This window comes from Paenibacillus sp. P4_A9 (genome assembly GCF_056402415.1).
The window spans coordinates 1-21,082 of sequence record NZ_JBFUHL010000071.1 but is presented as its reverse complement, the minus strand read 5'-3'; the positions used below and the strand labels follow the sequence as shown (position 1 = coordinate 21,082).

Sequence of the window (21,082 nt, the reverse complement as noted above, 5' to 3'; positions counted from 1 at the left end):
GTTTTTATAAAGACGAAAACGCCTCCATTTTCTATAATTACTTTCATAAGCAAGTAAGAATAGGCAAAGGGGCTGTTAGCTATGGGGAAAGATTTGAACATGTCACTCGCAGGAATAATGGGCTTTCCGGTTACGCCGTTTGATCATAATGAGCAGGTAGATGAGAAAGCGTTTCAAGCTAACGTCCGTTTTTTAGTGGAAAATGGCTTAGATTCTGTCTTCGTTTGCGCGGGTTCAGGGGAATTCCAATCTCTGGATATCACAGAATATGAACAATTAGTTAGCGTTGGAGTCGCGACTTCAGCTGGCAAAGTGCCTGTTTTCGCAGGGGCAGGAGGTAATATTAGAGAAGCAGTAACACGTGTGGGGCTGGCAGAAAAGCTTGGCGCTGACGGTTTATTGTTGCTTCCGCCATATCTGATCATACCCGAGCAGGAGGGTTTGTATAACTATTATCGGACACTTGCGCAGAGTACAAGTTTACCGGTCATTATTTATCAGCGTGATAACGCGATTTTTACCTTAAGCACCCTAGAAAAGCTGGCTGACTTGCCCAATGTCATTGGATTTAAAGATGGTTTAGGCAACTTTGAGCTAAATATTGAATTCGTACAAGCCATCGGTTCAAGGTTACAATGGATGAATGGCATGCCGCTCGCTGAATTAACGATGCCAGCTTACTCGGCACTAGGTTATCTTTCGTACTCATCGGCCATCTCCAATTACATTCCGCAAGTATCGAGAACCTTTTATACAAGCTTGCTTGCAGGCGATCAGGCGACGGTCCGTTCCATTTATCAAGAAGTCATATTACCGATTCATCGTATTCGTCAATTCCGCAAAGGGTATGCGGTTTCACTGATTAAAGCAGGTATGAACATTGTTGGATTGCCAATCGGGCTGCAAGTACGAACGCCGTTAGTTCAAGTGGAACGAGAGCATTATGTACGGTTGGAGGCCATTATTAAACGGAGTTTAGATCTGGTCGCGGTAGCCAATAACGGTTAGGAGGAAAATGTCATGATGAAGGTATCCATTCAAGTTCCTACGTGTGAACTATCCGATATCGATTTGAGACAAATGTGTCAGCTTGGCGTTGACTGTATAGATTTTACGCAAGGTGGTTCCTTTCCAGGTGTTCGTGAGCAGGGTTTTCCTGATCTGGATAAACTATTGCAATTAAAACGCAGAGTTCGTTCTCATGGGATGGAAATTAATCGTGTGACGCTTCCGGATATGTCAGCTAGCTTTATGTTGGAGGAGCCTGGCACTGAAATCCAGTTGGACAACGTCAGTAATGCGATCAAAACCTTCGGTGAAGCCGGGATAACGCTCGTTCGCCAGCGTTTTGCTGGAGATGTGTTCCCCTATATGGCGGAGGAATATACAGCTGTACACCGAGGCGGCGCGCTCGTTCGCGGGGAATCGCTGAAGCGTAATCTGGACAAACAACCTCCTACGGTGGAACAAATGAATGCTTGGTGGAAGCGCTTCGATTTGGTTTTCGGTACGTTGGTACCACTTGCGGAAGAGTATGAGATGAAGCTCGCTGTGCATCCTTCGGACACGCCTTATCATAACACGCCGTTCGGTGGGCTCGGTTTGAACAGGGTAATCGATAGCTTCCCTAGCAGAAATGTTGGCCTTGTCTATTGTGTAGGCTCACGCGGAGAAGCTGGTGGAACGCCGCTCGTTCTGGATGAAATTTATCAGTATGGCCGCAAGGATAAAATCTTTCTTGTTCATTTCCGCAATGTGCGAGGCAGTCTGGCGACGGCGGGTGCATTTGAAGAGGCTATGCTAGACGATGGTCACATGAATATGGCGAGAATATTGCTGGAGCTCCATAAGGTCGGCTATAACGGTTGCATTAATCCAGATCATATCACCTCGTTGGAAATGGATCGCGCACCGCATCGAAGTGCAGAGTCCAAGATGAATTGGGTTGGCTGGGCCTATGCGATTGGCTACGTAAAGGCGCTATTGGCCGCTTTAACGGAGTTTAGAGGCGGGAGAGACTAACATGACTGATAGTAAAACGTATCTGAACTATATCAATGGTGGGTGGCTTGCGGCCTCTAGCGGCGAGGTGGAGGCGAGTATTAACCCAGCGAACCGACATGAAATTGTAGGATATGTACAGAAATCATCCATAGCGGATTTGAATGATGCTGTTGCGGCAGCGAAAGCAGCGAAGCTGGGTTGGCGCAAGTTATCTGGATCTGCGCGCGGTGATCTATTGTACAAGGTTGCCGATAAGCTAGAGCGCCGATTGGATGAAATTGCAGAAATGATGACGCGTGAAATGGGGAAAACATTCCCTGAGGCCAAAGGTGAAACCGCACGTGGCATCGCTATTCTGCGCTATTATGCAGGCGAAGGCATGCGGAAGACGGGTGACGTCATTCCGTCAACGGACAGCGCTGCCTTAATGTTCACGACACGCGTGCCGTTAGGCGTTGTCGGCGTGATTACGCCTTGGAATTTCCCGGTGGCCATTCCAATCTGGAAAATAGCGCCTGCTTTAATCTTCGGTAATACGATTGTATTTAAGCCTGCTCAGGAAACAGCTGTAACGGCTGCTCTAGTCATGGAATGCTTCCAAGAAGCGGGGATTCCTGATGGTGTCGTAAATATGGTGACTGGCCAAGGCGATGTTATTGGCCAAGCGATAGCGGATCATCCGGACATTCATGGGATTACCTTTACGGGATCGGATCGGATTGGAAAAGGTGTTGGCCAGGCCGCACTCGCTAAGGGAACGAAATATCAGCTGGAAATGGGTGGTAAAAACCCGATCATCGTAGTCAACGATGCGGATCTCGACCTCGCTGTTGAGGCGACAGTTAGCGGTGGTTTACGCTCAACCGGACAGAAATGCACGGCTACAAGCCGTGTTATCGTGCTAAGCGAAGTCTACGATGTGTTTAAGGAGAAGCTGCTCCAGAGAATTCAGGAGATTCGCGTAGGTCCAGGGATGGATGCATCTACGTGGATGGGACCGTGCGCAAGCGAGAAGCAGTATCATACCGTGCTATCCTATATTGCCAAAGGGATCGAAGAGGGCGGCACCTTGCTTTGCGGCGGGGGTAAAGCACAAGGTGAGGGGTTAGATGCAGGCTTTTTCATTGAGCCTACGGTCTTTGAACATATTTCAAGCGCGATGACGATCGCGCAGGAGGAGATTTTCGGACCTGTTCTTGCCTTAATCAAAGTGGATACCTTCGAGGAAGCCATTCGAATTGCCAACGACGTGAAATTTGGCCTTAGCGCATCGATCTTCACGAGAGATTTCTCGAAAATGCTAACCTTCATGCATGATATTGACGCAGGCCTTGTACGAATCAATGCCGAGAGCGCTGGTGTAGAGCTGCAAGCCCCGTTCGGCGGCATGAAAATGTCGAGCTCTGGCTCACGGGAGCAAGGGCAGGCGGCTATTGAGTTTTACACGGATATTAAGACGGTGTTTATAAAATCATAGAGGAGAGCCAGTTGCTTCTGCAGCTGGCTTTTGCTTTGTGCGTGAACTTGACACGACACCTCTTTGCATCGCATAATGACTAGACACCATTAGGTTTCCTTTTACATTGTGAAGAGTCAGGAGGGGTGATTGTGGACGAGAAGAATCCAACACGAGATGTGTATGATGCAGTAGCCGATCCAACTCGGCGTAAGCTGCTTCATCTTTTAGCCGAGGCCGAGGAATTACCTCTCCACGAAATCACGCTTCATTTTGAAATGGGGAGAACGGCGGTTTCTAAGCATTTGACGATTCTGAGAGAGGCTGGACTTGTCATCGATCGCAAGGTTGGACGGGAAACGCGCTTTCGGCTGCAAGCTGCTCCGTTAAGGGAAATCCAAGATTGGGTAGCCTTCTATGGGAAATTCTGGAATGAAAACTTTTTGCGGCTGCAGCAATTGTTGGAAACGGATTTCGATGAGGATTAAAAATTAGTTGAACCGCGCTCAGCGCGGTTTTTTCGTTTCTTGAGTGGATTCTTTCATGGAATTGGAAAATGGTGAGAAAAAGATGTATATTTGCATGTATGCATAGACGAGGAAGGTATTCAGCATATAAGAGGAGGTTGTTATCGTCATATGGTGATATCCGGTGTTCTCGTAATACTCGTGCTCGGAGCCTTATTTCTTGCTTATAGCACCTTCTGGGTCAAATATGAACATCTTGACCTCGGCGATCCGGATAAGAAGAGTTTCACCGTTGTTCAGATATCGGATCTGCATGGGCAAACCCAATTCATTAATGGATCTCTGAGTAAAATGGTGAATAACGTCAAACCTGATCTTGTCATGATCACAGGTGACTTGGTCAGTAGCAAGCCTCAACTGGATACAGTTTTAGATGAAATTCGTAAAATAGATTGTCCTTATCAATTCTTTGTGCCGGGAAATCATGAGCGTTATGGGTTAGTCCGATCCCGCATGCAAATGTATTCGAAGCAAGAATACTCGGATATCCTGAGCTCCGTTCAAGCGTCGAATATGATAGTCTTATCCAATTGTGAATACCCGATCGAGATGGGCGAGAAGAAGTGGCTGATTTATGGTTTTGATAACTCGATTAGTGGGTATGAACATCTGACTACAAGTGTAACTGAAATACAAAAATATGATTATGTCATCATGCTTGCTCATTCCCCCAGTATTATTAAATCTGAACTCCATCATCAACTTCCGTATGACTTACTGCTTGTTGGACATACGCATGGGGGCCAGGTTCGGCTGCTTGGACATACGATTGGCGCATTTAAGAACTATCATGTCGGGCTTAGGCGATTAGATAAGCGAAGACATTTCTATATCAACCGTGGTCTGGGAACCTCGCGGCTTCCAATTCGACTGGCGTGTTCACCGGAGATTACAGTTTTTACAATTCGAATTTAGCATGAATAGCAGGAGGTATCAGCTTGGTTAAACATGTATACATCATTACGGGTTCTTCAAGTGGGCTCGGGGCAGCATTATCAAGACAGCTGTTGTCCGAGGAGAATCAGGTTTTTGCCATATCGCGGACGGTGAACACGGATATTCAACAACTTGCACTTGCCTCAGGATTAAGATATACATTCATAGCTGCTGACCTATCACAGATAGATACTATTCAAGCAAGCTTACAGCAGATCATCGAATCCATAGATTCGATAAAGATTGAAACAATCACTCTTTTTAATAATGCTGCAACCGTAACCCCAATAAAAAATATTCAAGATTGTTCACAAGATGAAATTGTCTCATCCATTCAACTCAATCTAACAGCACCGATCATACTTACTTCATATTTTATGAAAGAAACAACCACATGGACTTCTAAACGCACAATTGTTAACATCTCTTCAGGCTCGGGGCAATATCCAGCAAGCGGTATGAGCCTCTATTGCGGGGCGAAAGCAGCGCTGAACATGTTCACGAAATGTGTAGAGCTTGAGCAAGCCGGAGCTACGAATCCTGTTCGGATCCTAGCCATAGACCCAGGAATGATGAATACAGGTATGCAACAAATAGCACGAGAGACGGATTTCGAGTTATCGCATTATTTTATGAGACAGAAAGAAGAGGGTAATTTACTTGAGCCAGAAGCTGTAGCGCGGAAAATATTATTTGAGATTTGACGGGTTAAACTTTACTTAAAATAACAAAACGGCAACCAAGGAGCATATTACGTCCATGGATGCCGTTTTTAATCCTCTTTTACAAGCCTGCCGAAATAGCTTTCTTAGCTCGTTCCACAGATCTTCCCACAGGGATATAGATCATTTTCTCTATTGTCATCACCCGCGAAATCACCTGATCCGATAAGACATTGCGACCGTCAAAGATTATAGGTTGTTGCATAAGCTGAACTATGTAAACCCAATCCAATTCAGCGAACTCCGGCCATTCCGTCATAATAATGAGGGCATCAGCACCTGCCGATACCTCATAAGCAGAATCCATCAATGTAACGTCTTCCATCGAAACATTTTGAACGACTGGATCATAGGCCTGAACATCAATACCATAGCGATGACACAGCTGTACCAAAGTTAGAAATGGCGCATCACGCACATCGTTGGTATTCGGTTTGAAGGAAATTCCAAGCACACCTAGACGCTTTCCACGTGGATTTTCCCATAGTGAGATCAGCTTATCCATCATCTGCGGAATTCGTTTTTCATTGATGTGAGCTGTTGCCTCGAGTAAGGGAAGTGACAGTCCGATGGCTTTTCCGGAAGTCAGCAGGGATTGTAGATCTTTGGAGAAGCAAGATCCGCCATACCCAATGCCTGCTTGTAAAAAATGAGGACCAATGCGTCGATCCGAGCCAACGCCATGCATAACCTCGCGAATATCAGTGTCATACCCTTCACAAACATCAGACATCATATTGGCAAATGAAATCTTCATAGCAAGGAATGCGTTGGATGCATATTTGATTAACTCGGCGCTGCGTCGATCACAGACTTGGATTGGAGCGTCAATCCCTTTGTATAATTGATAAAGCGCAGCTTCTGCTGGGTACGTCCGGCACCMGAAAACGATACGATCAGGGTTCATAAAGTCGTAAACAGCACTGCCTTGACGTAAAAATTCCGGGTTAAATGCGACTTCAGTTTGGATGCCGGCAGCTATGAAGCTTAGTTCAAGCGCATCGCAAGTGCCTACAGGAACAGTACTTTTCATTATCACAAGAGGAGGACAGACGCCAGCTAACATTAGTTGAGCAACCACAGCTTCGACATGACTAAGATCGGTCTGACCATCTGCACGAGTAGGGGTTCCAACAGCGATCATAAGAGCATCAGCTCCGGCAGAAGCTCTTGCTATATTGGTGTCGAAGAACAAATATCCTTCGCTGCGGCATGATTCAAGCATTTCTAGCAGATCCGTCTCCCAAATGTTCAATTTATTGATTTGTAGGTCTCGGATCACATGTTCCCGATCAACCGCTGTCACAATATGTCCCAACTTTGCAAAGCAAACAGCAGCTACCAATCCGACATATCCTGTGCCAATAATCGTTAATCGCATGTGTTTTCCCCCTTAAGCTGTGTAAAATCCAGATTTCTTCCCCATACGACGAAAATCAATGATCTGCTCATAATCGTGCAGCAATTGGTCAAAAATGGTGTCCCACGATCGACCAAGCGCGAACTGGCGGGTTTCGGCACGAAAGCTAGTCATGCGATCATTATCATCGACCAAAGCACAGATTTCACGAATAAAAGATTCCGACTTACGTGGCGTACATAATACGCCAGTTTCCCCTGGGAGCACCATTTCTCGCACACCTCCGCTATTGGCAGCAACAACAGGGAGTCCAGATGCCATAGCCTCTTGAACGACATTACCAAACGTCTCGGTACTGGAAGGGAATACGAAGAGATCAGCGGAAGCATAGATCTGAGCAAGCGCTTCGCCACTCTGATACCCTGCGAACGTCACATTAGCCGGCGCTTGCTCACGCAGCTCTTGAAGCTGTGGGCCGTCTCCAACAATGAGCCAGTGAACACGGTCTTTCACAGAATCTGGTAAGTATTTCATAATGGCAGATAGGGTGTCGATGTCTTTTTCAGGAGCAATTCGACCTACATAAAGGAAGAGAAAAGGGGCGGTAATCCCATACCGTTCACGAACGTCGTTACCTTTCTTTTCTGGTGTATATAATGAGCAGTCTACACCGCGTGACCAGAGCAATAGGCGATCTATGCCATGTTCTTGCAAGGTTGAGATCGTATCCTGTGAGGGAGCGAATGTTGCATCACAGGACTGATGAAACCAATTGATATAGCTCCAATAAAGAGGAACGGCAGGTCTCATTCGGTAATAAGAAAGATAACGATCAAAATGAGTGTGATAAGAGGCAACGTGTGGTACATGGTGTTTGCGCGCATAGTGCAGCCCACATAATCCAAGGTTAAAAGGAGTTGCTAAATGAAGCAAATCGGGGCGAAAACGCTCAAGCTCTGTGCGTATGGTAATAAGCCTTGGTAAAGCCAATCGGACTTCGGGATATAGAAAAAAAGGGATGCTCGTAATCGGACGAATCGGGTCCGAGTAAACCGTGTCAGCCGTGCTTTTCGGTGAAAAAACAAGATGTTCGACGCCTCGCCGGTTCAAATAGTCCGTAAATCTGCCAAGCGTGAGTGCAACGCCGTTCATTTGAGGAACAAAAGTGTCGGTAAACAACGCGAGACGCATATGAATCCCTCCTGTAGTTCCAATATAGCTTTAGCGTAGCATGGGATTATTAGGGGAAGATCATTGGAATATGAAGGGAATATAATAATTACTGAGTTGTACTTTCTAAACATGAATGTATACTAAGTAGTATGACAATGTTATTAGCTTCAGAGAGGATGTGGTAAGCCATGATTACGCATTTTGCTCAACTGCAGTTACCTACAGTATCCATTCAAGGTGTGAAACAATTTTATCAGGATCAATTACATTTTCCAGTGATCTCGGAATCCGAGAATGAAATTAGCTTCCAACCAACGGAATTTTTCACATTAACTTTTAGAGAAACAGAATTTGCTTTACATCCAGCGCATTTTGCTTTCGAAGTGCCATGTTCGGAATTTGATGATTTGGTTAGTGAACTTCGATCTTCCAGTGTTACCCTTTTGAAATGGCCAGATGGGCGAATTATTGATCACTTTGGAACCGGGGGAAATGTGTATTTCCGTGATGGAGATGGGAATTTACTGGAGATGATCGCGCATCCATATGTCAAAGAAGGTATTTTGCCGACACAAGGAGATCTGAAAATCTTATACCTGAGAGAAATCGGTTTTCCCGTTGATGATGTAGCTGAATTTAGAGAGTTGTTGGTACATCTCTTTGATTTCAAGTTGGATAAAGTGTCTGAAAACTTTAGCTTTGCGATTGGGGGAACCGCACACGCCGTGATTTCATCGACGAAGCGCAAATGGATTCCCATAGCAATGACGGCTTTGCAACCCGCCGCTATGGTTGTCACTTTTGGCGTTAGCAGCATGGGGTTCATGCAAGAGATAAAAGCTAAACTAGATCGTAATGGCATTCCTAATGAATGGAAGGATGAAGATCAGCTCTATTTTCAAATAAACGTGTATCACTTCTATTTGAAACTAACAAATTTCCTCGAAGATGTGCCTGTTCGCTTGAATTTACCGTTTTCTATCAAGTAAGATAAGAGTTTCCAAGGAAAATAGTTGTTCTTGAGGAGCAGGCTGCATTGACACATGATGAAAAGAAATTAAACGCATCCCAAAACCCTTTTGTACTTATGCCTATTTTGCTGTTGATCTGGGGATCGGTTGCTGCAGTTAGTAAATTGGTATTGAATCAATTAGACAGCTATCAGGTTTTATTTTATATGTATGGTATAGGCGTGGTTATATTTGGAGTCATTCTAGTCGTCAAATCGCAGGGGAAGACCATCTTGTCATGGCGGTTGTCTGAGTGGATGCTGGTACTTGCCTGCGGTGTGTTTACGTTCCTCTATGATTTTCTCTATCTAAAATCACTTGAACTCATTCCGGCCGTAGAAGCGTCGATGTTAAATTATTTATTTCCAATTTTTATCGTTGTATTTGCTATTCCGATCCATAAAGAGAAGCTAAATCGCTACAAAATCCTCTCGATCATCATGGGCTTTGCAGGAACTATGCTACTGATTACCAAGGGGGACTTCGCCAATTTCAGTTTTACAAACCTAAAAGGGGATCTGTTGGCGATATTGGCAGCAGTGAGCTGGGGACTGTTTACGAATCTCGTGAAGAAAAACAAGAAAGACATGCTTATCAGCACCCTTATGATTACTTTAGTAGCCTGGCTATTGGCCATTGCGGGGATGCTCCTATATTCACAGGGGACGATGCTTCAAATGTCGAACTTCTTTGGCGTAGTATGGTTATGTCTAAGCAACATCGTATTCGGATTCTTCCTGTATTTCAGGGCATTGAAGTACTCATCTGCGTCATTAATCGCGAGTTTCACCTTTTTTGCCCCATTCGTAACGCTTGTGTTTATAATGATTTTATTAGGCGAGCGGTTGACTTGGATGGATGGTCTAGCTACTGTTCTCATCTTGTTCAGTGTGCCAGTACAGAAATTAGGTGAGGTAATCAGTAAGCGGAGGGGGATGATTTTATGAATAAAACGACTCCGAACTCACATGGTCTAATTCACCATATTGAGCTATATGTATCAGATTTAAAGAGTTCGATGAATTTTTGGTCGTGGCTGTTAGCCGACTTAGGGTACCATCTGTATCAAGAATGGGAACGAGGCCAGAGCTGGAAAATCGGTGAAACCTACATTGTTTTTGTGCAGGCGGAGGAACGGTTTTTGGATATCCCGTATCACAGGAGCCGCGTCGGCCTTAATCATTTGGCCTTTCACGCAAGCTCACGTGGGCAGGTAGATGAGATGACAGCTAAGTTAGCCAAAAAAGGTGTTCCAATTCTTTATGCGGAAAAGCATCCGTATGCTGGGGGAAAGGACTACTACGCTGTCTTCTTTGAAGATCCGGATCGGATCAAAGTAGAGTTGGTAGCGCCAGCAAGTATGTAAAAAGTATCCAATAGAGGCTGTCATCAAGTAGTATAATCTGCTTGCGTGATACAGMCTCTTAGTTGTTTCTACAATAAAGGCAACAACGCCATAAATGACTTCGATGCCGCCGAAAGCGGGACACCTCGAAGGGTGGCAAGCCCTATTTTGCGCGTAGGAATTGGCGGGGTTAGTGGAATTTCGATTAAGTCGCCTGCAGCGAGTTCCTCGGTTACATAATTACCAATCACAAAAGCGAGTCCAAAGCCACGCTTGGCAAACTGCACAAGAAGATCGATGCTTCCAAGCTCGAACTCGGGTGAGAGCGTAACACCTTTAGAGGCAGCAAATTCATCGATATAGCGCCTTGTGCTTGCCCCATCTTCCAATAAAAGCAGTGGGTAGGCATGTAAATCATCTAGAGATAATGAGTGGCCAGCTAGCTCAGCAAAAGCTTTGCCTCCAACAAGACAGTCTTGAATCGAGGAGCTTTCGCGGAAATCAATCTGCTTGTCCGAGCCGGGTAGGCTGACGATACCAAAGTCGATTTTTCCCTCCTTGAGCAATGCCAAGGTTTCGGGTGTTGTACGGTTCGTAACGCGGATTCGCACTCCTGGATGTTGTTCGTGGAAAGCCTCAAGATAAGGCAGTAGATAGTACTTGCACAACGTATCACTAGCCCCAATGTTGATCTCCCCGCTATGTAAACTATGCATGTCAGCGATGGCTTTTTCACCGATTTTCATAAAACTAAAAGCCTGTTCGACGTAACGAAATAACACCTCACCTTCAACAGTTAACGTGACTCCCTTAGCGGTTCGAAAAAAGAGTTGACCACCCAAAGCAGCTTCCAGTTGTTTAATCGTATGACTCACCGCGGGCTGGGTGATATGAAGCGCTTCGGCCGCTTTCGATAAGCTGCCTGTCTTGGTGGTCCAATAAAAAACACGATACCATTCCAAATTAATATCCATATCCATTACCTCGCCTTATATCTGATATTACTTATATCAATTATTCTAATGTCATTGACGCTATTATAATAAGCTTTGTAAGGCAAAACAAGTGTAGGAGGCGTTAGATTTGACAGTAACTGCGATTGTTGGAGCGAATTGGGGAGACGAGGGAAAGGGAAAGATGACGGATGTCTTAGCGGCACAATCATCTTACGTTGTTCGGTACCAAGGGGGAAGCAATGCAGGGCATACGATCATTAATGATTACGGTAAATTCGCGTTGCGAATGCTGCCTTCAGGCGCGTTTTATTCTCATGTAACGAATGTAATTGGCCCGGGAACCGCTCTCGACATGGATATATTGTTAGGCGAATTAGAGGAACTTGCAGCAAGAGGTGTACCTAAGCCAAAGTTGTTTATCTCTGAACGAGCGCAGGTGGTGCTGTCGGTACATCGACTCTTCGACGAACTCGAAGAAGCGCGGCTTGGCGCTCGCAGTTATGGCTCAACAAAGCGAGGAATCGCACCATTTTACGCGGACAAATACGCGAAGCTCGGCATTCAGGTTGCCGATTTATATAATCAAACTCGGTTACAGGAACGAATCGAACATTTGCTCACGGCGAAAAATGTGCTGCTCACGCATCTATATGGACATAATCCCGTTTCATTAGACGAAATCATGGCACAGCTGTTAAGTCAGGCTGAACGAATAGCTCCATACGTTTGCGATACAACGACTCTACTCCAAAATGCGAATGCAAAAGGTGAGCCCATATTGGTGGAGGGGCAGCTTGGTGCACTGCGTGATCCGGATCATGGTATTTATCCGTATTCGACGTCATCTTCGACACTTGCAGGTTTTGCTCCTGTCGGTGCAGGACTACCCGCATATGCGATTACTAATGTGATAGCGATTGTGAAAGCCTATTCGAGCTGTGTAGGTGCGGGGCCTTTCGTCTCGGAGCTCGACGGGAGCGAGGCTGACGAGTTAAGACGTCGCGGCGGTGATGCCGGTGAATATGGTGTAAACACGAAGCGTCCAAGACGTATGGGTTGGTTTGATGCAGTTGCCACCAGGTATGGCTGCATGATCCAGGGTGCGACTAGTGTCGTTTTAACAAATCTGGATGTGTTAGGCTATTTGGATGAAATACCTGTTTGTGTCGGATATGAATTGGAAGATGGGACGATTGTAGATCGGTTTCCAGTCACCGCGTTGATAGATTCGGCTAAACCTGTTTTATCGAGAATGCCAGGTTGGAAATGCGATATCTCTCAGGTTAATCGAATGGTGGAGCTACCAGAAGCGGCGAAAGCCTACATCAATTTCGTGGAATCAGTAATAGGCGTTAAGATTTCAACGGTCTCTGTTGGTCCGAGACGCGAGCAAGTGATTCAACGATAGCTGCAGTTTGACTGCTTAGCCGCCGCGAGGTGGCTTTTTATACAAAAATCATAGTAATCGAGTAAATGGGAAAAATAACCACAAAACTTTTGTGGAGGGATTCATTTGAAGAAAAGTATGGTGGTTACGTTGATTTTGGGGAGTGTCCTGATTCGTCCAGGTCAAGGTCAAGCTGAGGTACCAATGCCATGTAGTGCCGTTCTTAACCCAGTAAATGATGACAATGTTAATGCGAGAGGAGCAGCGCTCGTTTACAAAGTGAAACTAACACCAAGCTTTCCTCGTACCAGTATCAGCATGCATGCGAATCACTTGCCTGCACCATTTTCGATCGGCGATTATGATGGGTATGAAGGTTTCACTTTTATTCCAAATGAGATTAGTTGGCGCTTCAAGCTGTATCCAACGCCACAGCAAGATGGCCCCACGTGGGCTGGAAGAATTGATGATATTACGGCTGATTTAACGAATAGTACGATGGAGGTCCGACTTTCGAATACGAAAACGGGGCGGCTGGGTCCTGTCATTTTAACCAGTCCGATGAATTCATGTAAATAAAGGGAAATAGGCTGAAACTTATCCGTGTTGGTTTCGTCTAATGTTGTGAAATCTGGGTTGTTACATTTAGGAGGACGTCATATGCCAGAACAAAACATTGCTGAAAGATTAGAAGCACTAAGAATCCGATTACCGGAGGCAAGTGAGCCAGCTGCGAAATATGCCAATTATGTGAAAGTAAACGGTCTATTGTTCGTATCAGGTAAGGGTCCGTCCGGCAGTCCCAAAGGGAAACTGGGTAAGGAATATACAACACAAGAAGGGTATCAATTTGCTAGACTAGCCGGGATTGAAATTCTCGCTGTTCTGCAATCTGCTCTAGGGTCTCTAGATCATGTTAAAAGAGTTGTTAAACTTCAAGGATTTGTTAACGCCGTTCCTGAATTTGAGGAGCATCACAAAGTGTTGAATGGCTGTTCGGACATCCTGTTGGATGTTTTCGGTGAAAAGGGGATGCATGCGCGATCCGTCTTCGGGGCTGTATCGGTTAGAGATAACCTGCCGATTATTGTGGATTCTATTTTTGAAATTGAAGAATAAATGAACGAGAAGTATCGATTCATGATAGGTCAATACGGAAATTATGATGAGAACAAATATAAGAGGGACTTTCGCGACGGTTTTTTCGGGATAGAGGCGTGTTTATTTGATTCGGAGAACGATATATTAAACCTTATAAATGAGTCGAAAAGCAACAAATTTCATATTGGTATTCATTTCCCATTACGAGCTAGTTTATCTAAAAGTAGGGATGCCTTATTCCTATCTAAGGATCCTGAGATTAGAGATTCAGCCTTTGATTGGATTCAAAATGAGCTTGAATACCTTATGATGATCAGACCTACATACATCCTTTTTCACTATCCTAAACCTGTCATTTTAGATGAAAGGGTAAATTGGAGCTCGTGGAGATTTTCAGACGAATCAGAGTATATGGTTGAAAGCGAGATTACATTTGAGGTATTCATTGAACGGACCGAGGTACTCTTTAAGTGGCTTACAAAGAAAAGCGAGGCGTATGATTTCATTCCTGTTTTAGAATTCGATGCATTAAATCGCTACATCTATGAAACGAATTTTCTAGAAAAGCTATTATTGGAATATCCTAAAATTAAGGTATGTCTCGATACGGCAAGACTCTACTTGCAAGAAAAGGTAGATCCATTTTTTGATGCTAAAAAAATCATTCGTACATTCACACGTTTTGCCAATTCGATCCATCTGAGTAATGTACAAGTAAATGAAACTATAGCCAATAGTCGCCATCCCGTCTTACCTGAGCTGGATCCACGAGATGGCTGGGCACCGATAGAGCAATATCTCAAAATTATTGCCAAAGAGAACGATGATGTGAAGATCATGTTCGAGCACCGATCTGATTTAATTAGTGAAGGGCAATTAAATCAATGTTATCATTGGGTTGAGCGTTTATTGAACGATGGATAATTAAAACGCGAAACATAATATTTGTAATTGTATGGGGATAAGTAAGTTTTGGAGGTAATTCGAATTGAAGAAAGCAAGATGGAAGTTATTTACATATGTGCCGTTTCTAGCAGCAATTCTAGTCATCGGTTTGATTCAAACTTGTATGCTGGCAAATGAAAATGTGAAGCCATATCCGGAACCTTTCGGCAGGGCGACGGAATTAACGCAGTTGGCTACGTATGGTGAACCTGTGCAAATGATTGGCGAGAGCAGCTTTACATACCTAGCAGGGAAAACACTCGAGTATGTCACGATTGATAAAGAGGGGCGTAATAGCAATGAGACTCGTCCCTTACCAGATGCGGGCGCGTTCCATTCCTTTAGGGTGATTGATAGCGACCATATCATCTGGATCGGGGACGGCAATAAGCTATTTTCGAGTGAGTGGAAGAGCGGTGTATGGTCTGCGAAGAACGTACTTATTGAAAATGATATAACCAAATTTCAAACTGTGATGAGTTCCAAAGAGGAAAGCGTATTGCTGGCTTACAATGAATCAACGCTTTATGTAGGCACATTTCATCCGAATGAAAAACTGAGTTGGTCCAAGCTTGATATAGCGAATATGAAGCATATACAAGGTGTGATGGATACCTCTGGCGACAGCCTTTCCCTAGTTTACGCAGTTAATAAAGATGGCAATGAATCGTTTCACTACGTAAAGCTAGCGTCTGATTCTTGGAAACCGCTTGTGCAGAACAAACTAAAGGATCTGGATAATGCAACGAGTAGTTTGGATGATATGGCGCTGGGAGTAGATGGTTCTCTTTTTATGACTGTGTATACGACCAGCTCACGCAAATCGGGGAAAAGTACTTTGCACATGATCACTTTCCCATCTAATCAACCGGATAAAGTGCAGGATGAAATCTTAAACATTCCTGTTTCAAAGGGGATCGATTCCGATACGATTTTACATCCTACATTTGCGCATTCATCTACTGGCGGTTTAAAGCTTGTGGTATCGTCGGTTTATGAGAAAAATAGGCGTCAAACGAGTCAAGAGGTGTATAAGGTTGGCTTTAAGGATGGTAAAATTATGGACACCACTAGGATTAGTCAATTCGGTGGATTCGCTACCTATCCGAACTTTGTCTCGAACAACGGGAGTTCAATATCCATTTGGTTGGACGCTGTAAATGCCGAAACGTTCCGTGTTTATTACGCCACAGATCAGCTTCCCTATCAGGAGCGAATGAACAGCATTCGTGCAGAGGACTTACAACATGCTGCAGGGAATCTACCGCTGTTTTGGGGGATTGGCATACTTACCTCGCTTATTAGTTTAAAATGGATCCTATTACCCGGCCTTTATTTAGTCGTCATCAGTGTTTTCTGGCAATATCATTATGACGAGCACGCGAAGCGGCACTTTGGGATATCACTCGCGATGTATTTGGCGGTAAAAGCGTTATTTATCGGAGATTACCGTAAGACAATCGCTCTACAGGTGATGCCCGATTTCTTGCAATCAGTTTGGGCTAGTTTGCTTGTACTTTTATTGTTTGCCGTGATTTCTTATCTCGCGACCCGTTTATGGAGAAAAGGATTGTCCGAACGGAATGTTGGATTGGAGATATTCTACTTCGTTGTACTTGATGTTTTCATGACGAATATGTGGTATTCGTTCTTCATGTCCCCGGCAACTTTGTAGTGGGATGGTAATCGAGTGGCAACAGTAACCATTTGCCATTCGAAGACAACGAATTTAGCTGAAATGGTTCGGTCAGGAGTCGGACCAGTCACGTTTGCAACCTTGCTGAAACACACGGTCGATGCGGCTGAGAGGTTAGCTTAGTTTTAAATGGCAAAGAAGGCTGCTGTTGAGGATCTTACACAAGTGAGATCCTCTTTTGGTTACTGGAGTGACGGGATATCCTAATCTTATGCTTGAAAAGGATTTTTCTGGAAAATGGTGAATTTATGTAGCAGGATGTATTCATCATGGATAATCGCGAAGAGAGGAGAGGGTAGTTTGCAGGAGTCGATAGTTGTTGAGTTAGTTGAAGTGGCGCCTTTCAAGGTTTTGGCAGTACGGACGGGTTTGACAGCTGACAAGAGCGGGACGCGGGTGGCGTGGAGCACGCTTACAGCGCAGATACCCGTTAATGATGCGAGACTCACAGATGGGCCCTCTGCGTATGTGTTCATTCCGCAGGATCAATGGAGCAAGCAAGTCGACACGCTCTGGGTCGGACTGGCGGTTCGCGAGTTCGGAGATGTACCGGAAGGCATTGAGACTCTGGAGGTGCGCGGAGGGCTCTGTGCGAGTGCCATCGTATACGGCAATGAGGCTCACATGTGGCGCGCATATGATGAAATGTTTGCGTGGTTGGAGCAGTCACCCGATTACGAGCTCGATCAGCGTGAAGGCATACTTGGGATGAGACGGTCCCGCTTGAACCGTTGAACGCTCTCACAATCCCCTATTCGGAAATCGAAACATTCGACTTTACGATGCTATTCCCGGTGCGCAAGAAGCTAGGGTCATATGGTAAAGCTGAAAACATCGAGGTGAGTTCATGAAAAAACTGATTGGGATTGTAATACTTGCTATGATTGGATTTGCTTTATACAACGTGCCAAATGCAGAAGCTTTATCCTGTGCGCCTCCACAACCAGCTAAGCAAGAGATCGAGCAAAGCTCCGTCGTTTTCAAGGGGAGAGCAATTGATATTAAAAGTGGTGGGCTAACTATTTTCCAAGTCGAAGTAGCATGGAAGGGGATAGATGATCAAATAGTTGAGATTTATGATAACGGTTGGGATCCCTATACAAAAGGCACTGAATATCTAGTTTTTGGAAGCCAGCGGGATGGGAAGTTAAAAACCAACTTATGCGGGCGTACCGGTCCTTGGGATACTGCGCGAGAAGAAGCAATGAAAGGCACTAATCTTGATCCCATCGTTTTAAAAAATGAAGTTCCTCAAATTGTAGGGGATAGTTCAGAACGGTTTAATAGGCAAATTTGGCCTGTTATAATGGCAATCTTTACTCTTTCCCTAATACTGTTAATTAGTATAGTGATGGTCAGTAAAAAACGTAAGAAATGAATATTACAGTATACAACTGGAAGCCACTCAATGGAGTGGCTTTTTAGACATAGTAGAAGTATAAGATTTCGGTTTCCAAACACGTTTTTCAGTTTGGTCAGAAAACCTACCAAGCTCCACTTCTAAACGCGGTCGCTCATCGTTGAATGACCTCCATAGAGGTTTGTTCATAGTGATAAATGGCCTCGATACTGGTTTATTATTTAAAACACTGTTATTTATTATTATTGAAGATTACTTAGGAAGCAGGTTGACGTATGATAGTTAGCCTGTTCTGCTATAGGTTAGTTGTTTTTAGTAATATTCATAACAACAATAATATATTGTAAATCAATAAATTATATGATAAATTCAATATGCTATTAACTTAATGCATTCATTTTAAGGAACTATAACTAGTAAAGGAATGAGGCCGTGTATGAGCAACGAACCTATCATCAGTTTGCAAAATGTGACGAAACGGATCGGCCGAGCCACAATTATTGACGATCTAACATTCGATGTGCCGCAAGGCGAAATTTTCGGCTTCCTTGGCCCGAACGGATCCGGAAAAACAACGACCATCCGTATGATCGTCGGACTGATGTCGACCACCAAGGGACAGATTCTGATCAAAGGAAAAAATATCAAAACCGAATTCGAGCAAGCGATCCGACACGTCGGAGCCATCGTGGAAAATCCGGAAATGTATAAGTATTTGAGCGGATATCTGAATCTTGTTCATTACGCCCGCATGGTGCCGGGTGTGTCGAAAGAAAGAATCGACGAAGTGGTTAAGCTGGTTAAGTTGGAGGATCGGATTCACGACAAAGTCAAAAAGTACTCGCTCGGCATGCGTCAGCGTCTCGGGGTTGCTCAGGCGCTGCTGCACAGACCGTCTCTGTTGATTTTGGATGAACCGACGAACGGTCTGGACCCCGCGGGAATTCGCGAGTTGCGCGATTATTTGCGCCAATTGACCCGCAACGAAGGTATAACGGTTATTGTCTCCAGTCATCTCTTGTCCGAGATGGAACTTATGTGTGACCGGATCGCCATTCTCCAGAAGGGCAAGCTAATCGATGTGAAGCCGATAGAGCATTTTACTCAGGGGAACGAAGAGGCTCAAACGTATCGAATTGAAGCGCAGCCGACAGAACTGGCGATAGAGATCTTGAGGCAAATGGAAGACATTCAAGGAGTCAAGCTCTCTGAAGAGGGGCATGTCGAAGTCACAACCGAACGGGAGCGCATTCCGGAAATCTTGACAGGACTGATGCAACAACATGTTCGCATCTATGGCGTTCAGATGGTTCGCCTATCATTGGAAGATCGTTTCCTAGAAATAACGGGGGTGAAGCAGCTTGTTTAATCTTGTGCGCAATGAAAACATGAAGATCTATCGACGTGTGAGAACGTGGATTCTGGTCGGATTTATGATCGCCTTGGTGCTTTTTGTTAATATTTTAGAATGGAATTCGGATGGAAAACCATCGCAAGGCGATGGCTGGCGGACGGAGCTACAACAGGAGAAGGAGCACCGTATCGAGACTCTGAAGAAGCCCGACCTAGACGAAGAAAGCCGAACATATAACCTTCAGCGGAACGCCCTCATCGACTATCACTTGGAGAAAAATATACCCACGGCAGATGGCACAATGTGGGATGGCATCAACGGTTCGGCCTCAATGGTGCTCGTGATTACCGTGTTCACCATCATCATCGCGGGAGACAGTCTAGCAGGCGAATTCTCATCGGGCACGATCAAGCTGTTGCTCATCCGACCGAGCAGCCGCGTTAAAATCCTTATAGCCAAATATATCTCTTCGTTGATGTTCGGCATACTTTTGCTATTCACGCTGTTTTTCGTTTCTGTCACGGTGAACGGTATTTTATATGGCTTTGGACAACTAGATCTGCCTTTGATCGAAGTGACATATGATGGTTATATCGTCGAGAAGAATATGGTTCTCAATCTGTGGAAAACGTATATGCTCAATGGGATTTCCACGATTATGTACGTCACGATGGCCTTTATGATTTCGTCCGCTTTCCGTAGCAGCACGATGGCCATTGGGTTCTCCATTGCCTGCATGTTTGGAGGTAATATTCTGCTGGAGGCGCTGCATCGGTTCGATTGGAGCAGATACCTGTTGTTTGCGAATACCGATCTTACTCAATATTTGACTGAAAGAACTTACCAGCCTGGCATGACGCTTTCGTTCTCCATCATAGTGCTCGCGGTTTACTTTCTTGCTTTTAATCTGATTTCCTGGCTTATTTTCACGCGAAGAGACGTTGCGGCTTAAGCTGCTTAGGAATATTGGGGGGAATAAAAGGCAGCCAACCCAGGTGGATTGGTTGTCTTTTATCATTTAGCGGGAAAGATATGTCCCAAATCAAAAAAAGGGTGATATTAAAACGGGAGTTTAAGCGCTAAAGCGCGGCGATGCATAACTTTGCAATGCGAATGTTCGTTCATTATAATGTGAGAAAAGGAGGAGATGTTATGAGCAGAATATTGCGATTTGAAATGCAAGCRGCTGAACCTGATCAACTCATTGAGTTCTATACACGAACTTTTAATTGGGAATTCACTAAGTTTCCAGGACCACAAGACTATTGGTTTATTAAGACGGGAAGCAGCGAAGAACCAGGGATCGATGGAGGATTAATGAAATCTCCTGATGGCACGACTCGGACTATTAATTCCATTGAAGTGACTTCTATTGATGATTATTTAGCATCAGTTACGATGAATGGTGGAACGATTGTCGTTCCGAAAATGAGTATGCCAGGAATGGGCTACCTTGCTTATTTTACGGATCCGAGTGGAACGATAGTGGGTATTTCACAAGCGGATTTGAATGCACAATAAAAAATATCCAAGTTTGCTAGAGGGAAATAGGGGCTGCCTAGTTGCAGCTCTTCTTTTCGTGGAAGTAAATAAATTCTCGATATAAATCGATGGGATATTTTGATATATTGGAAAGGTAGATTCGTAATTATAAATCATTAGGAGGCATGTACATGTACACGTTTGGATGGTGCAGTGGAATTCAAGAGGCTGAAAGACTTCAACGACTGGGCTTCGACTATATAGAATG

Annotated in this window: 23 protein-coding genes; 20 read left to right on the top strand and 3 right to left on the bottom strand. The window is 44.6% G+C overall.

Annotation, left to right across the window (positions count from 1 at the left end; genetic code table 11):
• The first annotated feature begins 81 nt into the window (after window positions 1–81).
• The 6 genes from kdgD to AC1DVJ_RS26235 all read left to right on the top strand — a co-directional run bounded on the left by kdgD (window position 82) and on the right by AC1DVJ_RS26235 (window position 5,627).
• A complete protein-coding gene (gene kdgD / locus AC1DVJ_RS26260; RefSeq protein ID WP_477594962.1) occupies window positions 82–1,008 on the top strand; it encodes a 5-dehydro-4-deoxyglucarate dehydratase in 927 nt (308 codons plus the stop codon).
• 12 nt (window positions 1,009–1,020) lie between these two features.
• A complete protein-coding gene (locus AC1DVJ_RS26255) occupies window positions 1,021–2,022 on the top strand; it encodes a mannonate dehydratase (protein WP_477594960.1) in 1,002 nt (333 codons plus the stop codon).
• A gap of 1 nt (window position 2,023) precedes the next feature.
• On the top strand, window positions 2,024–3,481 hold the full coding sequence (gucD, locus tag AC1DVJ_RS26250) for an alpha-ketoglutaric semialdehyde dehydrogenase GucD (RefSeq protein ID WP_477594958.1): 1,458 nt from the start codon (window positions 2,024–2,026) through the stop codon (window positions 3,479–3,481).
• A gap of 131 nt (window positions 3,482–3,612) precedes the next feature.
• Window positions 3,613–3,948, top strand: a complete 336-nt coding sequence (locus tag AC1DVJ_RS26245; protein ID WP_477594956.1) for an ArsR/SmtB family transcription factor — start codon at window positions 3,613–3,615, stop codon at window positions 3,946–3,948.
• Between the two features lie 150 nt (window positions 3,949–4,098).
• Window positions 4,099–4,902 carry a metallophosphoesterase gene (locus AC1DVJ_RS26240; protein WP_477594953.1) on the top strand — a complete coding sequence of 268 codons (804 nt, stop codon included), beginning with the start codon at window positions 4,099–4,101 and terminating at the stop codon, window positions 4,900–4,902.
• Window positions 4,903–4,925: 23 nt separating this feature from the next.
• Window positions 4,926–5,627, top strand: coding sequence for an SDR family NAD(P)-dependent oxidoreductase (locus AC1DVJ_RS26235; protein WP_477594951.1), 702 nt, complete (start codon window positions 4,926–4,928; stop codon window positions 5,625–5,627).
• A 79-nt stretch (window positions 5,628–5,706) separates the two neighbouring features.
• Here the strand turns inward: AC1DVJ_RS26235 and AC1DVJ_RS26230 are convergent, their stop codons facing one another.
• Both AC1DVJ_RS26230 and AC1DVJ_RS26225 read right to left on the bottom strand, forming a co-directional pair.
• Window positions 5,707–7,026, bottom strand: a complete 1,320-nt coding sequence (locus AC1DVJ_RS26230; RefSeq protein WP_477594949.1) for a UDP-glucose dehydrogenase family protein — start codon at window positions 7,024–7,026, stop codon at window positions 5,707–5,709.
• A 12-nt stretch (window positions 7,027–7,038) separates the two neighbouring features.
• On the bottom strand, window positions 7,039–8,196 hold the full coding sequence (locus tag AC1DVJ_RS26225; protein WP_477594947.1) for a glycosyltransferase family 4 protein: 1,158 nt from the start codon (window positions 8,194–8,196) through the stop codon (window positions 7,039–7,041).
• Between the two features lie 170 nt (window positions 8,197–8,366).
• Between AC1DVJ_RS26225 and AC1DVJ_RS26220 the strand changes: the two genes are divergently transcribed.
• The 3 genes from AC1DVJ_RS26220 to AC1DVJ_RS26210 are packed head-to-tail and all read left to right on the top strand — an operon-like array spanning window position 8,367 to window position 10,554.
• On the top strand, window positions 8,367–9,167 hold the full coding sequence (locus AC1DVJ_RS26220; protein WP_477594945.1) for a VOC family protein: 801 nt from the start codon (window positions 8,367–8,369) through the stop codon (window positions 9,165–9,167).
• A gap of 47 nt (window positions 9,168–9,214) precedes the next feature.
• The gene (locus AC1DVJ_RS26215) at window positions 9,215–10,135 is read left to right on the top strand and encodes a DMT family transporter (protein WP_477594943.1); all 921 of its coding nucleotides are present in this window, start codon (window positions 9,215–9,217) and stop codon (window positions 10,133–10,135) included.
• Window positions 10,132–10,554, top strand: coding sequence for a VOC family protein (locus tag AC1DVJ_RS26210; RefSeq protein WP_477594941.1), 423 nt, complete (start codon window positions 10,132–10,134; stop codon window positions 10,552–10,554). The genes AC1DVJ_RS26215 and AC1DVJ_RS26210 overlap by 4 nt, the downstream gene beginning before the upstream one ends.
• Window positions 10,555–10,622: 68 nt before the next feature.
• Here AC1DVJ_RS26210 and AC1DVJ_RS26205 read toward each other — a convergent pair whose 3' ends face one another.
• Window positions 10,623–11,507, bottom strand: a complete 885-nt coding sequence (locus AC1DVJ_RS26205; protein WP_477594939.1) for a LysR family transcriptional regulator — start codon at window positions 11,505–11,507, stop codon at window positions 10,623–10,625.
• A 109-nt stretch (window positions 11,508–11,616) separates the two neighbouring features.
• Here AC1DVJ_RS26205 and AC1DVJ_RS26200 point away from each other — a divergent pair, with 109 nt between their 5' ends.
• The 11 genes from AC1DVJ_RS26200 (at window position 11,617) to AC1DVJ_RS26150 (ending at window position 20,853) form a co-directional block, all read left to right on the top strand.
• Window positions 11,617–12,897, top strand: coding sequence for an adenylosuccinate synthase (locus AC1DVJ_RS26200; RefSeq protein ID WP_477594937.1), 1,281 nt, complete (start codon window positions 11,617–11,619; stop codon window positions 12,895–12,897).
• 105 nt (window positions 12,898–13,002) lie between these two features.
• A complete protein-coding gene (locus tag AC1DVJ_RS26195; RefSeq protein WP_477594935.1) occupies window positions 13,003–13,455 on the top strand; it encodes a YoqH family protein in 453 nt (150 codons plus the stop codon).
• A gap of 81 nt (window positions 13,456–13,536) precedes the next feature.
• Entirely contained in the window at window positions 13,537–13,995 is a 459-nt protein-coding gene (locus AC1DVJ_RS26190; protein WP_477594933.1) for a RidA family protein, read from the top strand.
• A gap of 393 nt (window positions 13,996–14,388) precedes the next feature.
• A complete protein-coding gene (locus tag AC1DVJ_RS26185) occupies window positions 14,389–14,901 on the top strand; it encodes a hypothetical protein (protein WP_477594931.1) in 513 nt (170 codons plus the stop codon).
• 64 nt (window positions 14,902–14,965) lie between these two features.
• Entirely contained in the window at window positions 14,966–16,597 is a 1,632-nt protein-coding gene (locus tag AC1DVJ_RS26180; RefSeq protein ID WP_477594929.1) for a hypothetical protein, read from the top strand.
• 15 nt (window positions 16,598–16,612) lie between these two features.
• Window positions 16,613–16,741 carry a hypothetical protein gene (locus AC1DVJ_RS26175; protein WP_477594927.1) on the top strand — a complete coding sequence of 43 codons (129 nt, stop codon included), beginning with the start codon at window positions 16,613–16,615 and terminating at the stop codon, window positions 16,739–16,741.
• A gap of 177 nt (window positions 16,742–16,918) precedes the next feature.
• Window positions 16,919–17,353: a GyrI-like domain-containing protein gene (locus AC1DVJ_RS26170; protein WP_477594925.1), complete on the top strand. Its 435-nt coding sequence runs from the start codon at window positions 16,919–16,921 to the stop codon at window positions 17,351–17,353.
• Window positions 17,354–17,465: 112 nt separating this feature from the next.
• The gene (locus AC1DVJ_RS26165; protein ID WP_477594923.1) at window positions 17,466–17,996 is read left to right on the top strand and encodes a hypothetical protein; all 531 of its coding nucleotides are present in this window, start codon (window positions 17,466–17,468) and stop codon (window positions 17,994–17,996) included.
• A 418-nt stretch (window positions 17,997–18,414) separates the two neighbouring features.
• Window positions 18,415–19,347 carry an ABC transporter ATP-binding protein gene (locus AC1DVJ_RS26160; protein ID WP_477594921.1) on the top strand — a complete coding sequence of 311 codons (933 nt, stop codon included), beginning with the start codon at window positions 18,415–18,417 and terminating at the stop codon, window positions 19,345–19,347.
• Window positions 19,340–20,284 carry an ABC transporter permease gene (locus AC1DVJ_RS26155; protein ID WP_477594919.1) on the top strand — a complete coding sequence of 315 codons (945 nt, stop codon included), beginning with the start codon at window positions 19,340–19,342 and terminating at the stop codon, window positions 20,282–20,284. Before AC1DVJ_RS26160 ends, AC1DVJ_RS26155 begins: the two co-directional genes overlap by 8 nt.
• 200 nt (window positions 20,285–20,484) lie before the next feature.
• Window positions 20,485–20,853 carry a VOC family protein gene (locus AC1DVJ_RS26150; protein ID WP_477594917.1) on the top strand — a complete coding sequence of 123 codons (369 nt, stop codon included), beginning with the start codon at window positions 20,485–20,487 and terminating at the stop codon, window positions 20,851–20,853.
• Window positions 20,854–21,082: the final 229 nt, after the last annotated feature.